The 25,052-nt window shown below is 71.2% G+C and carries 21 protein-coding genes and 1 pseudogene; 6 read left to right on the top strand and 16 right to left on the bottom strand.

Annotated elements, in window-relative coordinates; genetic code table 11:
* Positions 1-4: 4 nt before the first annotated feature.
* Positions 5-1,171 (bottom strand): thiolase family protein, encoded by a 1,167-nt coding sequence (locus BUB75_RS38160; RefSeq protein WP_073264634.1) that lies wholly within the window; start codon positions 1,169-1,171, stop codon positions 5-7.
* A gap of 144 nt (positions 1,172-1,315) precedes the next feature.
* A complete protein-coding gene (locus BUB75_RS38165; protein WP_073264740.1) occupies positions 1,316-1,975 on the bottom strand; it encodes a TetR/AcrR family transcriptional regulator in 660 nt (219 codons plus the stop codon).
* Positions 1,976-2,046: 71 nt separating this feature from the next.
* Between BUB75_RS38165 and htpG the strand changes: the two genes are divergently transcribed.
* Positions 2,047-3,891: a molecular chaperone HtpG gene (htpG, locus tag BUB75_RS38170; RefSeq protein ID WP_073264636.1), complete on the top strand. Its 1,845-nt coding sequence runs from the start codon at positions 2,047-2,049 to the stop codon at positions 3,889-3,891.
* A gap of 41 nt (positions 3,892-3,932) precedes the next feature.
* Here the strand turns inward: htpG and BUB75_RS38175 are convergent, their stop codons facing one another.
* Both BUB75_RS38175 and BUB75_RS38180 read right to left on the bottom strand, forming a co-directional pair.
* The gene (locus BUB75_RS38175) at positions 3,933-4,337 is read right to left on the bottom strand and encodes a DnaJ family domain-containing protein (protein ID WP_073264638.1); all 405 of its coding nucleotides are present in this window, start codon (positions 4,335-4,337) and stop codon (positions 3,933-3,935) included.
* A 71-nt stretch (positions 4,338-4,408) separates the two neighbouring features.
* Positions 4,409-5,209, bottom strand: a complete 801-nt coding sequence (locus tag BUB75_RS38180; RefSeq protein ID WP_143175682.1) for a hypothetical protein — start codon at positions 5,207-5,209, stop codon at positions 4,409-4,411.
* A 103-nt stretch (positions 5,210-5,312) separates the two neighbouring features.
* Between BUB75_RS38180 and BUB75_RS38185 the strand changes: the two genes are divergently transcribed.
* Genes BUB75_RS38185 through BUB75_RS38200 form a run of 4 tightly spaced genes read left to right on the top strand, consistent with a single transcriptional unit; the run spans position 5,313 to position 9,989 of the window.
* Positions 5,313-5,813: a mycothiol transferase gene (locus BUB75_RS38185; RefSeq protein WP_073264641.1), complete on the top strand. Its 501-nt coding sequence runs from the start codon at positions 5,313-5,315 to the stop codon at positions 5,811-5,813.
* 4 nt (positions 5,814-5,817) lie between these two features.
* The gene (locus BUB75_RS38190) at positions 5,818-6,165 is read left to right on the top strand and encodes a TraR/DksA family transcriptional regulator (protein WP_073264643.1); all 348 of its coding nucleotides are present in this window, start codon (positions 5,818-5,820) and stop codon (positions 6,163-6,165) included.
* Positions 6,166-6,217: 52 nt separating this feature from the next.
* The gene (locus BUB75_RS38195) at positions 6,218-8,488 is read left to right on the top strand and encodes an ATP-binding cassette domain-containing protein (protein ID WP_073264645.1); all 2,271 of its coding nucleotides are present in this window, start codon (positions 6,218-6,220) and stop codon (positions 8,486-8,488) included.
* 16 nt (positions 8,489-8,504) lie between these two features.
* Positions 8,505-9,989 (top strand): hypothetical protein, encoded by a 1,485-nt coding sequence (locus BUB75_RS38200; protein WP_143175683.1) that lies wholly within the window; start codon positions 8,505-8,507, stop codon positions 9,987-9,989.
* Here the strand turns inward: BUB75_RS38200 and gcl are convergent.
* The 6 genes and pseudogenes from gcl to sucC form a co-directional block, all read right to left on the bottom strand.
* Complete coding sequence (gcl, locus tag BUB75_RS38205) at positions 9,986-11,683, bottom strand: glyoxylate carboligase (protein WP_073264649.1); 1,698 nt, start codon at positions 11,681-11,683, stop codon at positions 9,986-9,988. The two genes, BUB75_RS38200 and gcl, sit on opposite strands and share 4 nt — an antisense overlap.
* Positions 11,684-12,547 (bottom strand): NAD(P)-dependent oxidoreductase, encoded by an 864-nt coding sequence (locus BUB75_RS48665; protein ID WP_342761170.1) that lies wholly within the window; start codon positions 12,545-12,547, stop codon positions 11,684-11,686.
* Between the two features lie 84 nt (positions 12,548-12,631).
* Positions 12,632-13,438 (bottom strand): annotated as a pseudogene (locus BUB75_RS48670) (hydroxypyruvate isomerase family protein); the annotation flags it as partial.
* A 130-nt stretch (positions 13,439-13,568) separates the two neighbouring features.
* On the bottom strand, positions 13,569-13,928 hold the full coding sequence (locus BUB75_RS38220) for a helix-turn-helix domain-containing protein (RefSeq protein WP_073264651.1): 360 nt from the start codon (positions 13,926-13,928) through the stop codon (positions 13,569-13,571).
* Between the two features lie 70 nt (positions 13,929-13,998).
* Positions 13,999-14,880 (bottom strand): succinate--CoA ligase subunit alpha, encoded by an 882-nt coding sequence (sucD, locus tag BUB75_RS38225; protein ID WP_073264653.1) that lies wholly within the window; start codon positions 14,878-14,880, stop codon positions 13,999-14,001.
* Between the two features lies 1 nt (position 14,881).
* Positions 14,882-16,048: an ADP-forming succinate--CoA ligase subunit beta gene (gene sucC, locus BUB75_RS38230; RefSeq protein WP_073264655.1), complete on the bottom strand. Its 1,167-nt coding sequence runs from the start codon at positions 16,046-16,048 to the stop codon at positions 14,882-14,884.
* 173 nt (positions 16,049-16,221) lie between these two features.
* Between sucC and BUB75_RS38235 the strand changes: the two genes are divergently transcribed.
* Entirely contained in the window at positions 16,222-17,955 is a 1,734-nt protein-coding gene (locus BUB75_RS38235; RefSeq protein ID WP_084742214.1) for a thiamine pyrophosphate-binding protein, read from the top strand.
* Positions 17,956-18,020: 65 nt separating this feature from the next.
* Here BUB75_RS38235 and BUB75_RS45825 read toward each other — a convergent pair whose 3' ends face one another.
* The 6 genes from BUB75_RS45825 to BUB75_RS38265 form a co-directional block, all read right to left on the bottom strand.
* Complete coding sequence (locus BUB75_RS45825) at positions 18,021-19,004, bottom strand: hypothetical protein (protein WP_143175684.1); 984 nt, start codon at positions 19,002-19,004, stop codon at positions 18,021-18,023.
* A gap of 97 nt (positions 19,005-19,101) precedes the next feature.
* Positions 19,102-19,830 (bottom strand): GntR family transcriptional regulator, encoded by a 729-nt coding sequence (locus BUB75_RS38245; protein WP_073264657.1) that lies wholly within the window; start codon positions 19,828-19,830, stop codon positions 19,102-19,104.
* A gap of 116 nt (positions 19,831-19,946) precedes the next feature.
* Positions 19,947-20,282, bottom strand: coding sequence for a formate dehydrogenase subunit delta (locus tag BUB75_RS44645; protein ID WP_084742218.1), 336 nt, complete (start codon positions 20,280-20,282; stop codon positions 19,947-19,949).
* Position 20,283: 1 nt separating this feature from the next.
* Positions 20,284-23,064 carry a formate dehydrogenase subunit alpha gene (gene fdhF, locus BUB75_RS38255; RefSeq protein ID WP_073264659.1) on the bottom strand — a complete coding sequence of 927 codons (2,781 nt, stop codon included), beginning with the start codon at positions 23,062-23,064 and terminating at the stop codon, positions 20,284-20,286.
* Positions 23,061-24,566: a formate dehydrogenase beta subunit gene (locus BUB75_RS38260; protein WP_073264661.1), complete on the bottom strand. Its 1,506-nt coding sequence runs from the start codon at positions 24,564-24,566 to the stop codon at positions 23,061-23,063. Before BUB75_RS38260 ends, fdhF begins: the two co-directional genes overlap by 4 nt.
* Positions 24,563-25,051 carry an NAD(P)H-dependent oxidoreductase subunit E gene (locus BUB75_RS38265; protein WP_084742219.1) on the bottom strand — a complete coding sequence of 163 codons (489 nt, stop codon included), beginning with the start codon at positions 25,049-25,051 and terminating at the stop codon, positions 24,563-24,565. The genes BUB75_RS38260 and BUB75_RS38265 overlap by 4 nt, the downstream gene beginning before the upstream one ends.
* Position 25,052 lies beyond the last annotated feature (1 nt).

Below are 25,052 nucleotides of genomic sequence, written 5' to 3' on the forward strand. Positions count from 1 at the left end.
CCTCTCAGAGCCGTTCAATGATCGTGGCGTTGGCCATGCCGCCGCCCTCGCACATGGTCTGCAGCCCGTAGCGACCGCCGGTGTCCTCCAGGTAGTTCACCAGCGTGGTGAGCAGCCGGGTGCCCGACGAGCCGAGCGCGTGGCCGAGCGCGATCGCACCGCCCCGGGGGTTGAGCTTGGCCGGGTCGGCGCCCAGGTCGTGCGCCCAGGCCAGCGGCACCGGCGCGAACGCCTCGTTGACCTCGTAGGCGTCGATGTCGTCGATGCTCAGGCCGGCCCGGTCGAGGACCTTGCGGGTCGCCGGGATCGGCCCGGTGAGCATCAGCAGCGGGTCGTCGCCGACCACCGAGAACGAGTGGAACCGGGCCCGCGGCCGCAGGCCGAGCTCGGCGGCCTTCTCGGCGGACACGATCAGCACCGCGGACGCGCCGTCGGTCAGCGGCGACGAGTTGCCGGGCGTGATCGACCAGGTCACGTCGGGGAACCGGGCGGCGAACGCCTCGGAGTAGAAGCTGGGCTTGAGGCCGGCGAGCTTCTCGACGGTGGTGCCGCCGCGGACGGTCTCGTCGGTCGTGACGGCCCCGACCGGCACGATCTCCCGCTCGAACGCGCCGGTCGTGGCGGCTTCGGCGGCGCGCGCGTGCGACGTCGCCGAGTACTCGTCCAGCTGCTCGCGGCTGAGCTTCCACTTCGCGGCGATGATCTCGGCCGAGACGCCCTGGTTGACCAGGCCCTCGGGGTACCGCTGCGGCATCAGCGTCCCGAACGGGTTCTTGCCCGCCGCCGACGTGCCCATCGGCACCCGGCTCATCGACTCCACACCGCAGGCGATCACGACGTCGTACGCGCCGGCGATCACGCCCTGCGCGGCGAAGTGGGCGGCCTGCTGGCTGGAGCCGCACTGCCGGTCGACGGTGGTGGCCGGCACGGCCTCCGGGAACCCGGCGGCCAGCACCGCGTTGCGGGTGATGTTCAGCGCTTGCTCGCCGGCCTGGCCGACGCAGCCGCCGATCACGTCGTCGACGACTGCTGGGTCGATGCCGGAGCGCTCGACCAGTGCGGTCAGCGCACCGGCGAGCAGGTCGACCGGATGGATGTCGGAGAGCGCGCCGCCCGGCTTGCCCTTACCGGCCGGGGTACGAACGGCTTCCACGATGACCGCGTCACGCACAGGTGCCTCCCTTGGCTGACCCGTCGTCGGGCACCGATCGGCGCCCCTCGCTACCGCCGAGTCTCGTCGGGCGAGCCAGAAACAGTCAAGGCAGACCGTAAATTGAGCGACGTGATCCAGGTCGCTTTCCCGGGTCAGTCGGGGTCAGTCCCGCAGCAGCAGGGCCTTCGCGAGCTGCTTCCAGTTCGCCAGGCTCGGCTCGGTGGACGGGTCCCGCTGGTCGAACGCGTAGGTCAGCGCGACCCCGCGCATGCTCGTGAACAACGTGTGCCGCACGACCGGGTAGGTCGGGTGCGCCGCCAGCTCCGGGCCGAACAGGTCGTCCATCGACTTCCAGATCGCCCGGCCCAGCCGCCGTTCGGCCGGGCGGATCACGTCGGCGAGCGCCGGTTCGGTGCGGGACGCCACCCAGAGCTCGGTCGCGGCCCAGAACTGGTTCTCGTTGAACGTCGACCAGAGCAGTTCGATGACCGCGTCGATCCGCGCGCCGGGTTCGGTCGGCAGCGACGTCTCGGCCTGCGCGTTCTTCCCGCGCCGCTGCTCCCAGACGTGGTGCGCGGCCGCGACCAGCAGTTCCTCCTTGGAGGGGAACTGATGCAGCAGCCGGCCGCGGGACACCCCGGCCTTCGCCTGGATCGCCAGCGTGTTGGCCCGGGCGTACCCCTCCTCGACCAGCAGCGCGACCGCCGCGTCGAGGATCCGCGTGCGGGTTTCCTGGCTCCGTTCGGCCTGGGGACGCCGCTCAGCGCCCCGCCGCCGGACGGCCTCCGGTTCGGTGGTGGGTGCGTCCGGCGAACTCGACATGCGGTCGAGCATACGAGCCGCCGGGCGCGGCTTAAGATTTTCGTCCGGCGACGACACAGAGAGGACGCACGGTGACCGGTCGTACCGAGACGTTGGAATTCCAGGCCGAGACGCGGCAGCTGTTGCAGCTGATGATCCATTCGATCTACTCGAACAAGGACATTTTCCTGCGCGAACTGATCTCCAACGGCTCCGACGCGTTGGACAAGCTCCGTATCGAGAGCCTGGTGAACTCCGACCTGGACGTCGACCGTTCCGACCTGCACCTGGAGCTGGTACCCGACGGGGACGCCCGCACGCTCACCGTCCGCGACAACGGCATCGGGATGACCCACGACGAGGTCGTGTCGCTGATCGGCACGATCGCCAAGTCCGGCACCGCCGAGCTGGTGCGGAAGCTGCGCGAGTCGTCGGACGACACCGCCGAGCTGATCGGCCAGTTCGGCGTCGGCTTCTACTCGTCGTTCATGGTCGCGGACCGGGTCACGCTGGTGACCCGGAAGGCGGGCGAGGCCACCGGTACCCGGTGGGAGTCGAGCGGCGAGGGCACGTACACGATCGAGGACGTGGACGACGCCCCGCAGGGCACCGCGGTCACGCTGCACCTCAAGCCGGTCGACACCGACGACCAGCTGCACGACTACGCCGACCCGGCCGTCCTGCGCTCGATCGTCAAGAAGTACTCGGACTTCATCGCGTGGCCCATCCGGCTCGGCGACTCGGACGAGCCGATCAACTCGATGAAGGCGCTGTGGGCTCGCCCGCGCAGCGAGGTCACCGAGGACGAGTACCACGAGTTCTACCGGCACGTCAGCCACGACTGGACCGATCCGCTGGAGACGATCCACGTCAAGGCCGAAGGCACGTTCGAGTACGACGCGCTGCTGTTCCTGCCCGCCCGCGCGCCGTTCGACCTGTACTCGCGGGACGCCCAGCGCGGCGTCCAGCTGTACGTCAAGCGGGTGTTCATCATGGCCGACTGCGAGGCGCTGCTGCCGCAGTACCTGCGCTTCGTCAAGGGTGTGGTGGACGCCGCCGACCTCTCGCTGAACGTGTCGCGGGAGATCCTGCAGCAGGACCGGCAGATCCAGGCGGTTCGGCGGCGCTTGGTGAAGAAGGTGCTCGGAACGGTGCGTGACCTGCAGACCGAGCACCCGGAGAAGTACGCCACCTTCTGGGGCGAGTTCGGGCGGGCGCTCAAAGAGGGCCTGATCGAGGACTCCGCGAACCGCGAGCAGATCCTCGACCTGCTGTCGTTCTCCTCGACGGCCGATCCCTCGGCCACGACGACGCTGCGGGAGTACGTCGACCGGCGTCCGGAGGGGCAGACCGAGATCTACTACCTGACCGGCGACTCGCGGGCGACGATCGAGAACTCGCCGCACCTGGAGGCGTTCCGCGCCAAGGGGTACGAGGTGCTGGTGCTGACCGACCCGGTCGACGAGGTGTGGGTCGACCAGGTCACCGAGTACGACGGCATCCCGCTCAAGTCGGTGGCGAAGGGGCAGGTGGACCTGGCGGACGCTCCGCCGGAGGCCGAGGGCTTCGAAGCGTTCCTGACCTGGATGACCGGCGCGCTGTCCGAGACGGTCAAGGAGGTGCGGCTGTCGACCCGGCTGGTGAGCTCGCCGGCCTGCGTGGTGGGCGACGCCGACGACCTGACCCCGACGCTGGAGAAGATGTACCGGGCGATGGGTCAGCCGCTGCCGCCGGTGAAGCGGATCCTCGAGCTCAACCCGTCGCACCCGCTGGTCACCGGGTTGCGGGACGCGTACGGGCGGGCCGCAGACGACCCGGCGCTGCCGGAGACCGCGGAGCTGATCTACGGGATGGCGCTGCTCGCCGAGGGCGGTGACCTGGCCGACCCGGCGCGCTTCGCACGGCTGCTCGCCGAGCGTCTGGCGAAGACGCTGTAGCGGGCTGCTCGCTGGGGCCGCCCGCGCGGCCGCGGGCGGGCTCAGCTCGCTCGGCGCTGCTCCTGCCAGCGGCGCACGACCCGGTCGATGTCGATCGGCATCAGGTTCAGCGGCGGTCCGGGTGGCGGCACCCGGATCGCCGCCCGGATCTTCTTGTTGAGCGGCTCCAGCAGGTCCCAGATCTGCTGCTCGCTCCGGGCCGCGTACGCCTTATCGAGGGCGTCCTCGGCCTCCTTGCGCAGTGCCAGCGACGGCGGCACCACCGAGAGGTTCTCCCGGCGCATCTTCTGCTTGACCCACCAGAGCGGGTCCGGCGGGTCGTCGATGCCCGGGATCGGTTTGCCCTCCCCGGGCAGGTTGTCGAACTCGCCGCGCTCGATGGCCTCGCTGATCATCCGCTCGACCCACGACTCGATCGGCCCGGTCGGCCGCTGGGGTTCCGCCATGCCCCCAGTCTGCCCGGACGCCGGGCGCGCCGCCCCTCGCGCGTCAGGACGCCCGGGTCAGGACGCCCGGGTCAGGACCTCGTGACCGAGAACGTCGTGCAGCCGGGGGCACCGTCGATCGTGCCGTTCATCGTCGTCCCGCTGAAGTCCGACGAGCTGAGGTCGACCATCTCGTAGCCGGCGGGCTGCTCGATCCAGTCGGTGCCGATCAGCGCCAGCCTCCCGTCGGTGACGTTGCCGCCCATCTTGTACGAGCCCTTCTCGACGTTCGGGTTCGACGACGTCGGATAGAACTCGAACGTGGCGGTCAGCGCGCTGTCCTGCCCCTCGATCGTCAGCGTCAGCCCGGTCTCGCCCTGGTTGCACGTGTACGTGCCCTTCCAGGTGCCGGTGACGCCGTCCTGCGCGGCGGGCGCCTCGGCCGTGGGCGACGCCGAGCCGAGCGTCGTCGTCTTCGGGGTGGCCGCGACCCGGGGCCCGGAGTCCGCCGCCGCCTCACCGCGGTTCTTGCCGAACAGGTACCCGGACCCGAAACAGCCGGCGCCGACCACGATCAGCGCCACGACGATGCCGAGGATCAGCGGTAACAGGTTGCGCTTCGGCGGCGCGGGTGGCGGTGGGAACCCGGGCGGCTGTGCCCCGTACGTCCCCGGCGCCCCGGCGAACCCGCCGGGCGGTGGTGGCGGCAGCGGCGTCGTCGAGTAGCCGGGCGTCTCCTGGTACGAGGGGTAACCGGCGGCCGGGAAGCTCGACGTCGGCGCGTAACCCGATGACGGCGACGCGGGCGCTCCGGAGGCAGGCACACCGGACGCCGGGTAGGCCGACTGGCCGGACGGGTAGTACGGGTCGGCTCCTGATGTGGGTGGTTGCACCCGGCTCACTCCAGAACGGGGACGGACGGTCTGCGCAGATCGGCAGCCTACAGTGTGAAAACAGCCGGGATTATCGAAACCACGACCGGGGAATGCGCGACGAATGAACGTCAACGAACTGCTCACCGAGGGTTACGACCGCCTGCCGGACCTGGTCCGCGACGCCGTCAAAGGGCTGAGCCCGGAGCAACTGCGCTGGGCGCCCGCCGAGGGCGCGAACTCGATCGGCTGGCTGGTCTGGCACCTCACCCGGGTCCAGGACGACCACGTCGCCGAGATCCTGGAGCAGGACCAGGTGTACGCGGCCGACGGCTGGCCGCGGCGGTTCGGGCTGTCCGACGCGTCCGACACCGGCTACGGGCACACCCCGGCCCAGGTCGCGGCCGTCCGCCCGGAGAGCGACCAGGCGCTGATCGACTACTACGACGCGGTGCACGCCCGCACCCGCCAGTTCCTCGCCGGCCTCTCCCCCGCCGACCTGGACCGGGTTGTCGACGAGCGGTGGGATCCGCCGGTCACGCTCGGCGTCCGGCTGGTCAGCGTCCTCGACGACGACTCCCAGCACGTCGGTCAGGCCGCCTACGTCCGCGGGTTGCTCTCCTAGTCCGATGGACGAGTACGCCGACCGGATCCAGCAGGTGCTCACCGAGGAGCGCGCGGACACCGCGGCCCAGATCCGCGCGCTCACCCACGACCTCGACGGGATCATCGAGGCCGCCGCGATGGTCGCCACCGACGACGAGCACGACCCCGAGGGCACCACGATCGCCTACGAGCGCGCGCACACCGCCGCGCAGCTGGCCGCGGCCGTGAACCGGCTGGAGGAGCTCGACCGCGCGCTCGCCCGGCACGCGGCCGGCGACTACGGCCGCTGCGAGGCGTGCGGTGGTGCGATCGATCCCGAACGGCTGGCCGTACGTCCGGCGGCGACGACCTGCATCGGGTGCGCGCGCTGAGAATTGTCGGTCCCGGCGGTTAGGTTCGACACGAGCCGACCGAGGGGGTCCCGTGTCTTCGCCCGCCGCCGACAGCCATGACGTCATCGAGGTCCGGGGGGCCCGCCAGAACAACCTGCGCGACGTCTCGCTCGACATCCCGAAACGGCGCCTGACGGTCTTCACCGGCGTCTCCGGCTCGGGCAAGTCGTCGCTGGTGTTCGGGACGATCGCGGCCGAGTCGCAGCGCCTGATCAACGAGACCTACACCGCGTTCCTGCAGTCGTTCATGCCGAGCATCGGCCGCCCCGACGTCGACGCGCTGCGCAACCTGTCCGCGGCGATCATCGTCGACCAGGAGCGGATGGGCGCGAACTCGCGCTCGACGGTCGGCACCGCGACCGACGCGCACACGATGCTGCGCATCGTGTTCAGCCGCCTCGGGAAGCCGTACGTCGGCACGTCCAGCGCGTTCAGCTTCAACCTGCCCGAGGGCATGTGCCCGGAGTGCGAGGGCATCGGCAAGGTCTCCACGATCGACGTCGCCGAGCTCGTCGACGAGGAGCGCTCGCTCAACGAAGGCGCGATCACCGTCCCGAACTTCACCCCGGACTCCTGGTACTGGAAGGCGTTCCCGCAGTCCGGCCTGGTCGACCCGGACCTCAAGGTGAAGGACTTCTCGCCGCAGATGCGGGAGGACTTCCTCTACAAGCCGGCCACGAAGATGAAGCTCGGCGGCATCAACACCACCTACGAGGGCCTGGTGGTGAAGGTCAAGCGCCTGTTCATCGACAAGGGCGGCGAGCCGGCGCAGGCGCACGTCCGGGCGTTCGTCGAGCGGGCGGTGACGTTCGCGCCGTGCCCGGCGTGCGGTGGCGCCCGGATCAACGCGGCGGCGCTGGAGGCGCGCATCGCCGGCAAGAACATCGCCGAGTGCTGCGCGATGCAGATCAGCGACCTGGCCGACTTCGTGCACGCGATCGACGACGAGTCGGTGGCGCCGCTGCTCGCCACGCTGCGCCAGACGCTCGACTCGCTGGTCGAGATCGGACTGGGCTACCTGAGCCTCGACCGCGAGTCCGGCACGCTCTCCGGCGGTGAGTCGCAGCGGGTCCGGATGATCCGGCACCTCGGTTCGAGCCTCACCGACATCACGTACGTCTTCGACGAGCCGACCGTCGGGCTGCACCCACACGACATCCAGCGGATGAACGGCCTGCTGCTGCTCCTCCGCGACAAGGGCAACACGGTGCTGGTCGTCGAGCACAAACCCGAGGTCATCGCGATCGCCGACCACGTCGTCGACCTCGGCCCCGGCGCGGGCCCGCACGGTGGCACGCTCTGTTACGCCGGGGACGTCGCCGGGCTGCGCGCCGGTGGCACGCTCACCGGGCGGCATCTCGACCACCGGGTGACGCTCCGGCCGAGCGTCCGCACGCCGACCGGGCACCTGCCGATCCGGAACGCGACCCAGCACAACCTGAAGAACGTCGACGTCGACGTCCCGCTCGGTGTGCTCACGGTCATCACCGGCGTCGCGGGCTCCGGCAAGAGCTCCCTGATCCACGGTGCGCTGCCCGGCCGGGAAGGCGTGGTGGTCGTCGACCAGTCCGCGATCCGGGGCTCGCGCCGATCCAACCCGGCCACCTACACCGGCCTGCTCGACCCGATCCGCACGGCGTTCGCCAAGGCCAACGGCGTCAAGGCAGCGCTGTTCAGCGCGAACTCCGCGGGCGCCTGCCCGAAGTGCAACGGCATCGGGCTGATCTACACCGACCTGGCGATGATGGCCGGGGTCGCCACGGTGTGCGAGCAGTGCGAGGGCAAGCGGTACACGCCCGAGGTGCTCGGTTACACGCTGCGCGGCAAGAACATCAGCGAGGTTCTCGCGATGCCGGTGGCGGAGGCTCGTGCGTTCTTCGCCCCGGGTCCCCCGGCGGCGCGGGTGATCCTCGAGCGTCTGGACGACGTCGGGCTGGGCTACCTGAGCCTGGGCCAGCCGCTGACCACGCTATCCGGCGGTGAACGCCAGCGGTTGAAGCTCGCGATCCGGATGGCGGACAAGGCCGTGACGTACGTCCTCGACGAGCCGACCAGCGGCCTGCACCTGGCCGACGTCGACCAGCTGCTCGGGCTGCTCGATCGCCTGGTCGACGGCGGCAACACGGTGATCGTCATCGAGCACCACCAGGCCGTGATGGCGCACGCCGACTGGATCATCGACCTGGGCCCCGGCGCCGGCCACGACGGCGGTGAGGTCGTGTTCACCGGCACGCCCGCTGAGCTGGTCGCGAACGCGGAGACGCTGACCGCCCAACATCTCCGGACATACCTGGGTCGTTAGCACTACCGTGTCAACGATGAGCCGGACGCGCCTCGGGTGGTTATTGCTGACGCCTGCGCTCCTCGCGCTGCTCTGGTCCTATGTGATCCCGACCGCGATGACGTTCGACATCGACGGCTCGACGCGCGACTCGTCGTACCCGGAGTACCTGGGGCGCGCCGCGCTACTGGCGGTCGTGCCGCTCGTCCTCACGCTGCTGGCGGCTCCGGCGCTCGCGTGGGCGGCGCAGCGGGCGGGCCGGCGGGGACGGCTGGTCACCCGGATAGTGCTCTGCGTGCCGCTCGCGGGGTTCGCGCCGGCCGCCTACCTGCTCGGCTGGACGTTCCTGTCCAGGGACGAAGGCCGCCCCGACTCGGTTTTCCTGGCGCTGGCGGTGGCGTCCGCCGGTGCCGTGATCGCGGCGGCGACGACGGTGTACCTCGCGGCGTTCCGCGACGCTGACCGGCCCAAGGGTTCGCTGTACGTCGTCGGGGCCGTGCTCGCGGCGGCCTCGCTCGCCGGGGCCCTCCAGGTGTTCACTGCGCCGTACGTGGTGGTGGTCGCCGATCCGTTCCACCGGCCGATGACGACGCCGCTGGGCGCCGCGCTGTACGGCGCCGAGCCGGGTGAGCAGTCAGTAGTGTCGCTGCTGCTCCTCGTCCCGCTGGCCGTGCTCGGTCTGCTCGCGACCTGGCTGCTGCTGCGGAGCCGCGCCCGGATCGAGTTCGCGCCGGTGGTAGGCACCGAGCCGCCGCGGCGCGGGGCCTGGCTCCTGCTGGCGCCGTTGCTGGTTCTGCTCCTGGCGATCGTGGCCCTCACCGCGGGGCCCTGGTGGCAGTCGCTGCCCGACGCGAACGGCTCCGGTGACTTCTCCGCCGCCGAGATCTACCGGGACACCTGGCTGCCGCCGCTGATCTCCGCCGTGGTCAGCGTGCTGGTCGCGGCGCTGGGCGGGTACGCGCTCGGCGTCCTGCGCCCGCTGGGCGAGCGGAGCGAGCAGGCGCTGCTGCTGTTCGCGCCCTGGCTTTTCGTCGGTATCGGGCCGCTGGTGTTCGCCTACGAGAACCGAATCACCGGCGGTGATCCCCGCTGGTTCGACCTGGTCCCGCCGGTCTGGGTCTCGATCCCCGCGCTCGTCGTCTTCACGCTGTTCTTCCGCGGGCGGCTCGCTCAGGGCGCCACCGCCAAGGCCGCGGTGCGGTCGGCGATACCGCTGGCCGGGATCGCCGTGGTCGTGCACTGGATGCTCGGCGCCCAGGACCTGCTGTGGCCCGCGATGGCCGGCAATGACGGGTACACGCACATCACGACGACACCGCTGGCGACGATGACGGCGGGGCTGGGCGAGAGCCTCACCCGGGCGCTCGCCGTCGACATGATCCTGCCGCTGCCGGTGTTCATGGCCCTGCTCGGGCTGGCCATCCTCGCCCAGGTCGGTTACCTGGACCGGCTGGCGATCCGCACCGAAGCACGCCGGGCTCCCGCGGCGCAGGAGCCCGACGGCGACGACGCCGACGACTAGGGCAGCGGTTCGAACTCAGCCACCGCGTCGATCGCGGCTCCGTGCGGCGTGTTCGCCTCGCGCTCGATGAAGATCTCGACGAGCGCCGGACGGCTGGTGCGTGCGGCCTCCTTGCGCGCCCACTCGATCGCGTCGCGGATCTCGGACGGCTCGGTGACCCGCCGCCCCGCGCAGCCGTAGGCCTCCATGATCTTCACGTTGTCGGTGCCCACGACGTCGTAGTGGATGTCTACTTGCGAGTTCATCCCGTACGGGATCTCCGCCTGCCGGATCAGCCCGAGGTACTCGTTGTTCAGCATGATCAGCACGAACGGCACGTCGTACTGCGCGGCCACCGCCAGCTCCTCGACGAGGAACTGGAACGAGTAGTCGCCGACCACACCGACCACCTCGGCGTCCGGCGCGGCCTTCTTGACCCCGATCGCGGCCGGGATCTCCCAGCCGAGCGGACCGGCCTGCCCGCACACCTGGTAGCGCCGCGGCCGGTGCACCTTCTGGTGCTGGCCGCCCCAGATCTGGTACAGCCCGATCGCGGTGACGAAGTACGTGTCCGGGCCGAACGCGTCGTTGATCTCCCGGTACACGCGCGGCGCCTTCACCGGGACGTCGTCGAAGTCCTCGCGGCGGGTGAGTTCGCGGCGCAGCCGTTGGACGCGGGTGACCCAGCCGCCCGGCCGGCGTCCGGCCCGGCGCCGTTTCGCGGCCTCCAGCAGCGCCCGCAGGAACAGCTTCGCGTCCGACACCACCCCGAGGTCGGGCCCGAACACCCGCCCGAGTTGCGTCGGCTCGACGTCGACGTGGATGAACACCCGGTCGCCGCGGTACACGTCCAGCGTGCCGGTGTGCCGGTCACCGAACCGCGCGCCGACCGCGAGCACCAGGTCCGACTCCAGGAACGACGCGTTGCCGTACCGCTGGGACGTCTGGATCCCGGTCATCCCGGCGTGCAGCGCGTGGTCGTCGTCGAGCGCGCCCTTGCCCATCAGCGTCACCTGCACCGGGATCTGCAGGTACTCGGCGAGCTCGCGCAGGTCCTCGGCGGCGTCCGCGAGGATGACCCCGCCGCCCGCGAGGATCAACGGCCGCTGCGCGGCCAGCAGCAGGTCGAGCGCGCGTTCCACCCGCGGCCCGTGCGGGGTGACCGGCGTGACCGGCAGTGGCGCGTCGATCGACGCATCCCACTCGATCAATTCCTTCTGGACGTCGAGCGGCAGATCGATCAGCACCGGTCCCGGCCGTCCCTCACGAGCGACCTGGAACGCCTTCCGGAAGATCCACGGTGCCTGCGCGGCCTCCTTCACCTGGACCGCCCACTTCGTGACCGGTTTGGCGATCTCCACGATGTCCACCGCTTGGAACGCTTCCTGGTGGAGCTTGCTGGAGACCGCCTGGCCGGTGATGCACAGGATCGGGATCGAGTCGGCCTGCGCGGTGTAGAGGCCGGTGATCATGTTCGTCCCCGCCGGGCCCGAGGTGCCGATCGCGACGCCGACGTTGCCGGTGGTGCGGGCCCACCCGTCGGCCATGTGGGTGGCGCCCTCCTCGTGGCGGACGATCAGGTGCTCGATGCCGCCGTGGACCTCCAGCGCCGCGTAGAGCGGGAGGATCGCGGCGCCAGGACAGCCGAACACGGTGTCGACGCCCTCGGACTCCAGAACGTCGACCACGGCCTGCATCGCGGGGATCTTGGGCATTCAGTGCTCCTGTCCGGAGAGAGCTTCGACCACCTTGAGCAGGGCGGAGTGGTCCAGGGAGCCGTAGCCCATCGCGCGACCGGCGGCGACGAGTTGGGCGACCAGGCCGGTGACCGGCAGCGCGACGCCGGCGCGGCGGGCGGCGTCGAGCACGATCGTCATGTCCTTGTGGTGCAGGTCGATCCGGAAGCCCGGCGCGAACTCGCGCGCGATCATCGACTCGCGCTTGAGGTCGAGGATCCGGTTCGCGGCCAGGCCACCCGCCAGCACGTCGAGGCCGGTCTTCGGGTCGACCTTCGCACCTTCCAGCAGCACGATCGCTTCGCTGACCAGCGCGTAGATCCCGGCCACGACCAGCTGGTTGGCCGCCTTGACGACCTGCCCGGCGCCGTGGCCACCGACGTGCCGCACGGTGGTGCCGAGCGTGTCGAGGATCGGCCGGGCGTCGGCGACGTCGGCCTCGTCGCCGCCGACCATGATCGAGAGCGTCGCCTGCTGCGCCCCGGCCTGGCCGCCGGAGACCGGGGCGTCGAGCACCCGGACGCGCTGTTCCGCGCCGCGCTCCGCGACCGCCACCGACGTCTCGGGACGGATCGTGCTCATGTCGATCCAGAGCGTGCCCGGCCGTACGACCGCCAGTACCTCGTCGGCGACCTCCTCCACCTGCGGGTGGTTCGGGAGCATCGTGATCACGACGTCGGCGCCGCGCACCGCGTCGGCGACGCTGCCCGCGCCCGCGCCGCCGTCGGCGACGAACGCCTCGACCGCGGCCGCGTTGACGTCGTAGCCGGTGACGGTGTGCCCGGCGGCGACCAGGTGCCGGGACATCGGCGCCCCCATCACACCCAGCCCGAGAAACCCGATCGTGCGGGCGCCGCGCGGCGCCGACACCTCCGGGCGGATTGCATTCGGAAGACCCCCAGCCCTCGCAAATGCAATCTGCTCGGCGGATGCTCGCTGCTCACACGGCAGCCAGTCGAAGCTGTCGGCGCTGGGGCCTTCCGGGGCGTACTCGAGGCCGACCCAGCCGCGGTAGCCGTTCGCGGACAGGCGGTCGAGGTACCGGCGCAGCGGGAGCGTGCCGCTGCCGGGCTGGTGCCGGCCCGGCGCGTCGGCGATCTGGACGTGGCCGATGCGGGCGACGTGCTGCTCGACGAGCGCGTCCAGATCGTCGTTGTTGACGGCCAGGTGGTACAGGTCGGCGAGTAACCGCAGGTTGCTGCGGCCGGGGAGCCGGTCGAAGACGCCGAGCGCGTCCGCGGCGGTCCGCAGCGGGTAGCGCGGCGCGCCGGAGAGCGGCTCGATCAGCACCTCGCCGTCGATCCGGGCCGCGGCGTGGGCGGCGAGCATCAGCGCCTCGGTCGCGACGTCGTCCTGCTCGGCGGGGTCGACGCCGTCCAGGCGGTTGCCGTACAGCGCGTTGAAGCGGCGGCACCCGAGCTGCGCGCCGATCGCGACCGCGGCGTTGACGCTGTCGAGGAACTCGCCGGTGCGGCCCGGCCAGGAGAGGACGCCCCGGTCGCCGCCCGCCAGGTCGCCGGCGAAGAAGTTGAGGCCGACCAGTTGCACACCGGCGTCCCGGATCGCGCGGACGAACCGCTCTGCCTCGGCATCGGACGGGACCGCGTCCGTGAACGGCCACCAGAACTCGACCGCGTCGAACCCGGAACGCCGTGCCGCGGCGGGCCGCTCCAGGAGCGGTAACTCGGTGAACAGGATCGAGAGGTTGACGTCGTAGCGCAGTAGCTCCGTCATGCATTGCATTCTGTATGCAGTATGGCACCCGGTCAATGCCCGCGCCGACACGAAGCAGCCCCCGACCGGGAGGTCGGGGGCTGCTTGGCAGGACTCGAGCCGGGCGCACGTCTCAGCCCGGGCGCGCGTCTCAGCCGGGGGTGGCCGGCGAGCCCGCCTCGGGCGGGACCGCCGCCGTGGGCGGCGCGGCGCCATCGGCCGGGAGCCTGGTGTCGGCCGGGGACCGGGTGTCGGCCGGGGACCGGGCGTCGGCCGGGGCACTGCGGTCCGGGGCAGGGGGCTCGGACTCGAGTAGGTCGGCCACCCGGCAGTGCAGCGCCGTGCAGATCATGTCGAGGTCGGCCAGCCGCACGGTCGTCGGCGTGGTGTTCCACCAGGAAGCGACCTTGCCGAGCGAGGGTGAGTACCCGGCCTCCCGGCACGCGATGAGGAGGTCACTCGCTCGCCAGACGCCGGCGTTCGCCGCCACCCACCGCAGGTTCCACCGCACCGCACGCTCCCCTCGTCGTCGAAGGATCGCCGCGAACGAACGTATCGCACCCAGAGTGGTCCTCTCTGGACTAGGCAAGAACCTCCCGAAGCAGCGATGCGGTCTCGGACGGCGTGCGACCGACCCGCACCCCGGCGACTTCGAGGGCTTTCTGTTTCGCGTCCGCCGTGCCGGACGAGCCGGAGATGATCGCCCCGGCGTGCCCCATCGTCTTGCCCTCCGGCGCGGTGAACCCCGCGACGTAGCCCACGACCGGCTTGGTCACGTGGTCAGCGATGTACTCGGCGGCGCGCTCCTCGGCGTCCCCACCGATCTCACCGATCATCACGATCGCGTCGGTCTCCGGGTCGTCCTCGAACGCCCGCAGGCAGTCGACGTGGGTCGTGCCGACGATCGGGTCACCACCGATCCCGACGCAGGTGGAGAACCCGAGATCACGCAGCTCGTACATGAGCTGGTAGGTCAGCGTCCCGGACTTGGACACCAATCCGATCCGCCCGGGGCCGGTGATGTCGGCCGGGATGATGCCGGCGTTCGCCTTCCCCGGGCTGATCAGGCCGGGGCAGTTCGGTCCGATGATCCGCGTGGTGTTGCCCGCCGCGACCGCGTGCGCCCAGAGGACCGCCGTGTCGTGAACCGGCACGCCCTCGGTGATCACGACCGCGAGCTCGATCCCGGCGCTGATCGCCTCCAGCCCGGCCTTCAACGTGTGCTCCGGCGGCACGAAGAGGACGGTGGCGTCCGCGCCGGTTTCACGTTTCGCCTCGGCGACCCCGGCGAACACCGGCAGCCGCGTACCGTCGAAGTCCACGGTCGTCCCGGCCTTCCGCGGGTTCACTCCGCCGACCACCGTGGTGCCCGCGGTGAGCATCCGCCGGGTGTGTTTGGTGCCCTCGGCGCCGGTCATGCCCTGGACCAGGACACGGCTCTTCTCGGTCAGGAAAATCGCCATCTCACACCTCCCGGACGCTGAGCTCGGCGGCTCGGGCCGCTGCTCCGTCCATCGTGTCCACGAGCTCCAGGCCGGGTAACGCGGCGACCCGGAGGATGCGCCGGCCCTCGTCGGCCCGGTTGCCGTCCAGCCGGACGACGACCGGCTTGTCCACCGGCTCGCCCCGGCTCTTCAGCAGCGCGAACGCCCGGACGATCCCGTCCGCGACCGCGTCGCAGGCGGTGATGCCGCCGAAGACGTTGACCAGCACGCTGCGGACGCCCGGGTCGGCGAGCACGATCTCCAGGCCGTTCGCCATCACCTCGGCGGACGCGCCGCCGCCGATGTCGAGGAAGTTCGCCGGTGTCACACCGCCGTACGTCGCCCCGGCGTACGCGACGACGTCGAGCGTCGACATCACGAGGCCGGCGCCGTTGCCGATCACCCCGACCTGGCCGTCCAGCCGGACGTAGTTCAGGTGCTTCGCGTGGGCCCTGGCCTCCAGCGGATCGGCCGCGTCGGGGTCGCGGAGCGCGGCGTGGCCGGGGTGGCGCGGCGCCGCGTTGTCGTCGAGCGTGACCTTGCCGTCCAGCGCCACGATCGTGTCGTCGGCGTCCCGGACCAGCGGGTTCACCTCGACCAGCAGCGCGTCCTCGGCGACGAACGTCGTCCAGAGTGTGAGCGCGGCTTCGACGGCCTCCTCGGGCAGTCCGGCGGCCCGGACGATCTCCCTGGCCTTGGTCTCGTCGACGCCGGTCAGCGGGTCGATCGGGACCTGTACCAGCGCCTCGGGCCGCTCGGCCGCGGTCACCTCGATCTCGACGCCGCCCGCGAGCGACGCCATCGCGAGGAACGTCCGCTCCGAACGGTCGAGGAGGTAGGCGAAGTAGTACTCGTCGACGATCCGGGTGGCCTCGGTGACCAGCACGCGGTTCACCCGGTGGCCCTTGATGGCCATGCCGAGGATCTCCTCGGCGCGCAGCTTCGCCTCGTCGGGATCCTTCGCCAGCTTGACGCCGCCGGCCTTGCCCCGGCCGCCGGTCTTCACCTGCGCCTTCACGACCACCGCGGACCCGAGGTCGGCCGCAGCGGCCCGTGCGTCCTCCGGCGTGGCGACGACGACGCCCGGCAGCACCGGGACGCCGTACGCCGCGAAGAGATCCCTGGCCTGGTACTCGTACAGGTCCACAGCACCGTCCTCCGGTCGTGCGGATGATGCGGCGAGCGTAACCGCGCGCCATACTGTATGCAATGTTCTGCAGACGATCCGCTAGACAGTACGTCCGGACGGGTGGACGATATGGATGCCGCATACGGTATGCAGTCTGCAACCCGACCCCGTTCTGCGAGGAGTTGAGGGACATGAGCACCGCAACCGAGCCCACCTTGGCGTCCGAATCACAAGCGACCGCCGAGATCCTGCGGAAGCGCAGCCAGGACCCGGACCGCATCTCCGGCGGGCACCTCGTCGCCAAGGCCCTCAAGGCCGAGGGCGTCGACGTCATCTTCACCCTCTGCGGCGGCCACATCATCGACATCTACGACGGGTGCGTCGACGAGGGCATCGCGGTGGTCGACGTCCGGCACGAGCAGGTCGCGGCCCACGCCGCCGACGGGTACGCGCGGATCACCGGCAAGCCCGGCGCCGCGGTCGTCACCGCGGGGCCCGGCACCACCGACGCGGTCACCGGGGTCGCGAACGCCTTCCGGGCGGAGAGCCCGATGCTGCTGATCGGCGGGCAGGGCGCGCTGAGCCAGCACAAGATGGGCTCGCTCCAGGACCTACCGCACGTCGACATGATGGCGCCGATCACGAAGTTCGCGGCGACGGTCCCGCACACCACCCGCTGCGCGGACATGGTCGCGATGGCGTTCCGCGAGTGTTACGCCGGCGCACCCGGGCCGTCGTTCCTGGAGATTCCGCGGGACGTCCTGGACGCCGAGGTAGCGCTCGCCGACTGCACGATCCCGCAGAGCGGCCGCTACCGGACGTCGACGAAGAGCGCCGGTGATCCCGCATCCGTGCAGCGGCTCGCGGACCTCGTCCAGCACGCGGAGAAGCCGGCGGTGCTTCTCGGCAGCCAGGTCTGGACCGGCCGCGGCACCGACGCGGCGATCGACTTCGCCCGCACGCTCGGCGTCCCGGTGTTCATGAACGGCTCCGCGCGTGGCTCGCTGCCGCCCGGCGACCCGCACCACTTCCACCTGTCCCGCCGGTACGCGTTCAACAATGCCGACCTGATCCTCATCGTCGGGACGCCGTTCGATTTCCGGATGGGCTACGGCCGCCGGTTGCCGCCGAACGCGACCGTCGTCCAGATCGACCTGGACTACCGGACCGTCGGCAAGAACCGGGACATCGACCTCGGCATCGTCGGCGACCCGGGGGCGGTGCTGGCCGCGGTGACCCGCGCCGTCACCGGGCGGGTCACGTCGCGCAGGGCGTGGTTCGAGGAGCTGCGCGCGGAGGAGAACGCCGCCTACCAGAAGCGGTTGCCGCGGCAGCTGTCCGACGCCTCCCCCATCCACCCGCTGCGGCTCGCACACGAGATCAACGAGTTCCTCACCCCCGACTCGATCTTCATCGGGGACGGCGGCGACATCGTGACGTTCTCCGGCGGTGTCGTCCAGCCGAAGTCCCCCGGGCACTGGATGGACCCGGGCCCGCTCGGGACGCTCGGCGTCGGCGTCCCGTTCGCGCTGGCGGCGAAGTACGCCCGGCCGGACAAGGAGGTCGTCTGCCTGTTCGGCGACGGTGCGTTCAGCCTCACCGGGTGGGACTTCGAGACGATGGTGCGGTTCAACCTGCCGTTCGTCGGGGTGGTCGGCAACAACTCGTCGATGAACCAGATCCGGTACGGGCAGATGCGCAAGTACGGCGAGGCGCGGCAGCGGGTCGGGAACACGCTCGGCGACGTGCACTACGACAAGTTCGCCCAGATGCTCGGCGGGTACGGCGAGGAGGTCCGCGACCCCGCGGACATCGCCCCGGCGCTACGGCGGGCCCGCGAGTCGGGGTTGCCGTCCCTGATCAACGTCTGGGTGGACCCCGATGCCTACGCCCCCGGCACGATGAACCAGACGATGTACAAGTAGCCTCGTCCGTCCACAATCGAGGATGAACGTTTTGTGCCCCTGGAGGGGCACAAAGTGTTCAGCGCTCACGCGGCGCCGGCGACGCGGCAGCCCGGGCCACAGGGTTTCGGGCTGCCGCGCCAGCCACGGGTCCGGAGTACGGCGGCCACCTCGGCCGCTACGGCACAGGGGCGGTGCCGGACATCCGCCCAGCCGTACCGCAGCGTCACCTCGCCGCGCACCAGCGCAGCGTTGTCCCGCGTCATGTCGCGGAATCGGGCATCAGCGCCGCGATGCACGTCCCGGCCGTCCAGCTCGGCGATGGTCCGGTACTCGCGGTAGTAGACGTCCTGGTGGGTATCCCCGACCGGGCGTTGGCTTTCACCGATCGGCAGCTCGTGCGCCCGCTCCACGTCCACGAGGTAGTGGCGCTCCAGTGGCGAGTGGGCCCCACCGCTGACGTCGTCCGCGGCCGCGAGCAGCTCGGCGCGCCACCTCAGGTTGCCGATGTCCGCCGCGATCTCCCGAGCGCGCTGCACGGCCCCGGGATGATGCTGTTCGGCCCGGCCCAGGATCGCGGTGACGTCGGTCGGTCGGCGAGCGCGGCTGCACAGCACCACGATCGTGGTGGCCACCGACGTCCGCGGTGGATCCGCGACAGCCTCGAGCGGCAGCGACGAGCGGTGCACCACCAGGCCACGCCGTGGCCGCGGAGAACGATCGGCCGGCACCGTGACGTGCACCGGCGGCGCCAGCGGCCCCGGAAGCAGCCGCCACAACACGCCCGCCGTGGTGTGGCTCAGCACCGCGCCCGAACCCGCGTACAGCAGCGCCGCCCAACAGATCGTCATCGGCGGCATCGGCCCGGTGAAAGTCACCAGAACGCCCGGCAACGGCCGCTGCCACCGACCCGCGGCGACGTGCGACACCATTGTCTTGACCGTGACGCCGTGCGCGAGCAACTGGCTCCGCGTCACCGCGCCGTGCTGCCGGACACGGAGCGCGTCCCAGTCCGAATCCATGGCGAGCAGCATCGCCGCCCGTCGCTCGGCCCGGTAAGGGCCAAGCATCGGCTGTGGACGAACGCTCAGGCGCCCTTGCCGAATCTACGGACCTGGAGCCCGTCCAGAGCGTGGCTGGCGTCCGGGCCGACGGACGCCTCGACCTTTACGCGGTCTCAAGTCCGTCGGCCCGGCCGTCAGGCGCGTTCTGGGCGGGCCGTGCAGCGTGGTAGGTCTTGCGGGTGCGTTCGGTGTGTTTGCGCATCAAGTCGCCGGCCTTCTTCGCGTTGCCGCCGGCGATCACCTCGATCAGCTCGCGGTGCTCGTCCCAGGCCTCCCGGCCCCGCGACCGCGCGATCGGCCGGTAGTACCAGCGCACCCGGCTGTCGACCAGCGCGATCAGCTCGGTGAGCACCTTGTTGCCGGACATCGTCATGATCTGCGCGTGGAGCGCCGCGTTCGCCGCGACCATGCCCGCGTCGTCGTCCGCGGCGACCGCCGCCTCACCGGCCGCCTGCAGCTCGCGCAGCTGCTCCACCTGGGCGGGCGTGGCGTTCGCAGCGGCGAGACGCGCCGACTCCGCCTCCAGCAGCGTGCGGGTGGCGAGCAGCTGGTCGGCTTCCTCGGCGGTGGGCGTGTGGACGAAGGCGCCCAGACCGGGCCGCAGATCGACCCAGCCCTCGGAGTGCAGCCGCTGCAGCGCCTCGCGCACCGGCTGGCGGGACACGCCGAGCTGGGCCGCGAGCTCCTGCTCGACGAGATGCTCACCGGGCTGCAGCTCACCGGTGATGATCATGTCCGCGATCTCGTCGGTGACTACCTGCCGCAGCGGGGCCGGACGCTCCAGCGGCTTGCGCCGGGAGCGCGAACCCCGCGCCGGGCCCGTCTCGCTCATCGATCCTCCGGCGGTGCTCGGTCAGCCGCGAATGCTGGTTTACAGCATACAGTCGGTCGGATACCAAGTGCGCAGGCCACTGGCCCGCACGCCACCGTGCGGGCCAGTGGGATCAATCACCGGAGACGGGCGGCCGCCGCAGCGGCCAGCGGGTCGAGGCCGTCGTCACCGACGTCGGCCAGCGTGAGCAGCCGCGCGCGCATCCGCGGGTCCCAGAAGCGACGCACGTGATCCGCGACCGCGTCCGCAGCCGCGGCGGACGGCAGATGCGCGAACTGCCGCGCGATGTCGTTCACCAACCGCCGCTCCGGCGGCGCCCCGCCGGGCGCGGCCGACCTGCCGGGCGCGGCCGACCTGCCGGGCGCGGCCGACCTGCCGAACTCGGCCGCGCTGGCGGGCTCGGCCGCGCTGGCGGGCTCGGCTGCGGGGGCGACCGATTTCTCGCCGACCATCTCAGTTCACCCCGGACGGGAGCTTCGCCGGCACCAGCGCGACCTGGACGGCGGTCACCTTGTACTCCGGGCAGTTCGTGGCCCAGTCCGAGTGCTCGGTCGTGACCACGTTCGCGCCGGTCACCGGGTGGTGGAACGTCGTGTAGACCACCCCGACCGGCATCCGGTCGGAGATCGTCGCGCGCAGCGTCGTCTCCCCCACCCGGCTCGCCAGCCGCACCAGGTCTCCCTCGGACACCCCGCGCTCGGACGCGTCGTGCGGATGGATCTCCAGCAGGTCCTCCGGGTGCCACGCCACGTTCCCGGTACGCCGGGTCTGCGCGCCCACGTTGTACTGGCTGAGGATCCGTCCGGTCGTGAGCACCAGCGGGAACCGGCGGGTCGTCTGCTCCTCGGTGGCCACGTACGCGGTCCGGACGAACTTCCCGCGACCGCGCACGAACGAGTCCACGTGCATGACCGGCGTACCCGCGGGCGCCGCCGCGTTGCACGGCCACTGGATGCTGCCGAGCTTGTCCAGCGCCTCGAACGACACCCCGGCGAACGTCGGGGTCATCGCGGCGATCTCGTCCATGATCTCGGACGGATGGGAGTACGCCATCGGGTAGCCCATCGCGGTCGCGATCTCGCAGACGATCTCCCACTCGCTCTTCCCGGTCTTCGGCGGCATCACCGCGCGGACCCGGTTGATCCGCCGCTCGGCGTTGGTGAACGTGCCGTCCTTCTCCAGGAACGACGCCCCGGGCAGGAACACGTGGGCGAACTTCGCGGTCTCGTTGAGGAACAGGTCCTGGACGACGACCAGCTCAATCGCCGACAGCGCCGCCGTCACGTGCGACAGGTTCGGATCGGACTGCGCGATGTCCTCACCGTGCACGAACAGGCCCCGGAACGAACCGTCGATCGCGGCGTCGAACATGTTGGGGATACGCAGCCCGGGCTCGGCGAGGATCGGAGCTCCCCAGCGTGCCGAGAACAGCTCGCGGACGACGTCGTCGGAAACGTGGCGGTACCCGGGCAGCTCGTGCGGGAACGAACCCATGTCGCACGAGCCCTGCACGTTGTTCTGCCCGCGTAGCGGGTTGACCCCGACGCCGTCCCGGCCGACGTTGCCGGTCGCCATCGCGAGGTTCGCCAGCCCCATCACCATCGTCGAGCCCTGGCTGTGCTCGGTGACGCCGAGCCCGTAGTAGATGGTGCCGTTGCCGGCGTTCGCGTACAGCCGGGCGGCGGCGCGTACGGTAGCGGCCGGTACGCCGGTGATGCCCTCCACCGCTTCGGGGCTGTTCTCCGGCGACGCGATGAACGTCGCCCACTCGTCGTAGCCTTCGCAGCGCGAAGCCACGAAGTCGCGGGAGACCAGACCCTCGGTCACCACGACGTGGGCGAGCGCGTTCACCACGGCCACGTTCGTGCCCGGCCGCAGTTGCAGGTGGTGGGCGGCCTCGACGTGCGGGGACCGCACCAGGTCGATGCGGCGCGGGTCGACGACGATCAGCTGCGCGCCCTGCCGCAGCCGCCGCTTCATCCGGGACGCGAAGACCGGATGGCCGTCGGTCGGGTTCGCGCCGATCACCAGGATGACGTCGGCCAGCGCGACCGACTTGAAGTCCTGGGTGCCGGCGGACTCGCCGAACGTCTGCTTGAGGCCGTAGCCGGTCGGCGAGTGGCAGACCCGCGCGCACGTGTCGACGTTGTTGTTCCCGAACGCCGCCCGCACCATCTTCTGGACGACGTACACCTCCTCGTTCGTGCACCGCGAGGAGGAGATCGCGCCGATCGAGCCGGGGCCGTGCGCGCCCTGGATCTCCCGGAACCGGCGCGCGACCGTCTCGATGGCGAACTCCCAGGACACTTCGCGCCAGGGGTCGGTGATCGAGTCCCGGACCATCGGCGACAGCACCCGATCGGGGTGGGTCGCGTAGCCGAACGCGAACCGGCCCTTGACGCACGAGTGCCCCTCGTTCGCACCGCCGTCCTTGTGCGGGACCATCCGGACCAGCTCGGTGCCGCGCAGCTCGGCCTTGAACGAGCAGCCGACGCCGCAGTACGCGCACGTGGTGATCACGGTCCGGGACGGCATCCCCAGTTCGACCACCGACTTCTCCTGCAGCGTGGCGGTCGGGCAGGCCTGGACGCACGCACCGCAGGACACACACTCGGAGTCCAGGAACGACGTCGGCCCCGGCGCGACCTTCGAGGCGAAACCCCGGTTCGCGATCGTCAGCGCGAGCGTGCCCTGGATCTCGTCGCACGCGCGCACGCAGCGGGAACACGCGATGCACTTGGACTCGTCGAAGTCGAAGTACGGGTTGCTGGTGTCCTTCGGCGCGTCCAGGTGGTTCGCGCCGTCGTAGCCGTAGCGGACCTCGCGCAACCCGACCTCGCCGGCCATGTCCTGCAGCTCGCAGTCGCCGTTGGCGGGGCAGGTGAGGCAGTCCAGTGGGTGGTCGGAGAGGTACAGCTCCATCACGCCACGGCGCAGCCGCTCCAGGTGCGGCGACTGGGTGCGGATCCGCATCCCGTCGCCGACCGGCGTGGTGCAGGACGCCGGGGTGCCCCGGCGCCCGTCGATCTCGACGACGCAGAGCCGGCACGAGCCGAACGCGTCCAGGCTGTCGGTCGCGCAGAGCTTCGGGATGTTGACGCCTGCCTGCGCGGCGGCGCGCATCACCGAAGTGTCCGGCGGCACGGCCACCGGCAACCCGTCCACCTCGATGGTTACGGTCGGCGCCCCGGGCTTCGCGGGCGTCCCGAAGTCGGGTTCTTTGAGCAGGGTCATGAGAAGTCCTCCTGGAAGTGGGTCAGCGCGCTGCGCACCGGCATCGGCGTCAGGCCGCCCATCGCGCAGAGGGACCCGTCGGTCATCAGGACGCACAGGTCCGCGAGCAGCACGAGGTTCTTCTCGCGTTCCTGGCCGGTACGGATCCGGTCGATCACCTCGACGCCGCGCACCGCGCCGACCCGGCACGGCGTGCACTTGCCGCACGACTCCTCGGCGCAGAACTCGAACGCGAACCGGGCCTGCGCGGCCATGTCCACGGTGTCGTCGAACACCACGACGCCCCCGTGCCCGAGCATCGCCCCGGACGCGGCGAACGCCTCGTAGTCCAGCGGCAGCCCGAACTGTGACGTCGGGACGTACGCGCCGAGCGGCCCGCCGACCTGGACGCACCGCACCGGACGTCCGGAGCGGGTGCCACCGCCGTAGTCGTGGACGAGTTCGCCGAGCGTCATCCCGAACGCGGTCTCGACGATCCCGCCGCGGGCGACGTTGCCGCCGAGCTGGAACACGTTCGTGCCGCGCGACCGTTCCACGCCGAGCGCCCGGTAGGCCGCCGCGCCCCTGGCGAGGATCGCCGGCACGGTCGCGAGCGTCAGCACGTTGTTGACGACGGTCGGCTTGCCGAACAGGCCCTCGATCGCCGGGAGTGGCGGCTTGGCACGCACCATGCCGCGCTTGCCCTCGAGGCTCTCCAGCATCGCGGTCTCCTCACCGCAGATGTAGGCGCCGGCGCCGACCCTGACGTGCAGGTCGAAACTTGTGGTGCTCCCGAGGATGTTCGCGCCGAGCCAGCCGCGGCCTCGTGCCCGGTCGATCGCCGTCCGCAGAGTGACCACCGCATCGGGGTACTCGGAGCGCACGTACACGTACCCCTCGGACGCCCCGACCGCGTGCGCCGCGATCGCCATTCCCTCGATCAGCGCGAACGGGTCGCCCTCGATCAGCATCCGGTCGGCGAACGTGCCGCTGTCCCCCTCGTCCGCGTTCGCACAGACGAACTTCAGCGGACCCTCACAGCCGAGCACGGTCTTCCACTTGATCCCGGCCGGGAAGCCGGCGCCGCCGCGGCCCCGCAGACCGGATTCGGTGACTTCGTCGACGACCTGCGCCGGGGTCAGCGACAGCGCACGCCGCAGGCCGGCCAGGCCGCCGTGCGCGAGGTAGTCGTCGGGCGACAGCGGGTCGGTGACGCCCATCCGGGCGAACGTGACGCGGTTCTGCCTGGCCAGCCACGGGACGTCGTCGACGACGCCGATGCGCAGGGGGTGCGGGGCGCCGTCCAGGAGACCCGCCGCCAGCAGCGCCTCCACGTCGGACGGTGTGACCGGGCCGTAGCCGACCCTCCCCCGTGCGGTGGTGACTTCGACGAGCGGCTCGAGCCAGAGCATTCCCCGGGAGCCGTTGCGCACGACGTCGATACCGCGTGCCTCCAACGCCTCCGCGACGGCATCGGCGCCGACCGAGCGGGCCGCGGAGTCACGCGGAACATAAACGGTCACGACAGCACCTCCCGCAGTTTCTCCGGGGTGACCCGGCCCAGCACCCGTCCCGCCACCTCGACGGACGGCCCGAGCGCGCAGTTACCGAGGCAGAACACCTGACCCGCCCGCCCACCGGCGGCGGCCACCAACTCCTCGGAGCCCACCGCCTGGCACGCCTCCCCCCGGCAGATCCGCACCGGCGGAACCGGCGTCGGCGACATCCGGAAGTCGGTGTAGAACGTGATCACGCCGTGGATCTCGGCCCGGGACAGGTTCAACTCGTCGGCCAGGATCGGGGTGGCGTCCGGCGGGACGTACCCGAGCTCGTCCTGGAGCGCGTGCAGGATCGGCAGCAGGGGCCCGCGGTGGTCACGGAACCCCGCCGCGACCCGCCGCACGGTCAGCACCAACCCCGGATCGATGCCGGCGAGCGGGCTCGTCGGCTCCCCGCGGCCTCTCCGGCGTCGCCGGGGATCAACGCGCGACACATCAGCTCGACTCATC

It is taken from the genome of Cryptosporangium aurantiacum (assembly GCF_900143005.1).
GTDB lineage: Bacteria > Actinomycetota > Actinomycetes > Mycobacteriales > Cryptosporangiaceae > Cryptosporangium > Cryptosporangium aurantiacum.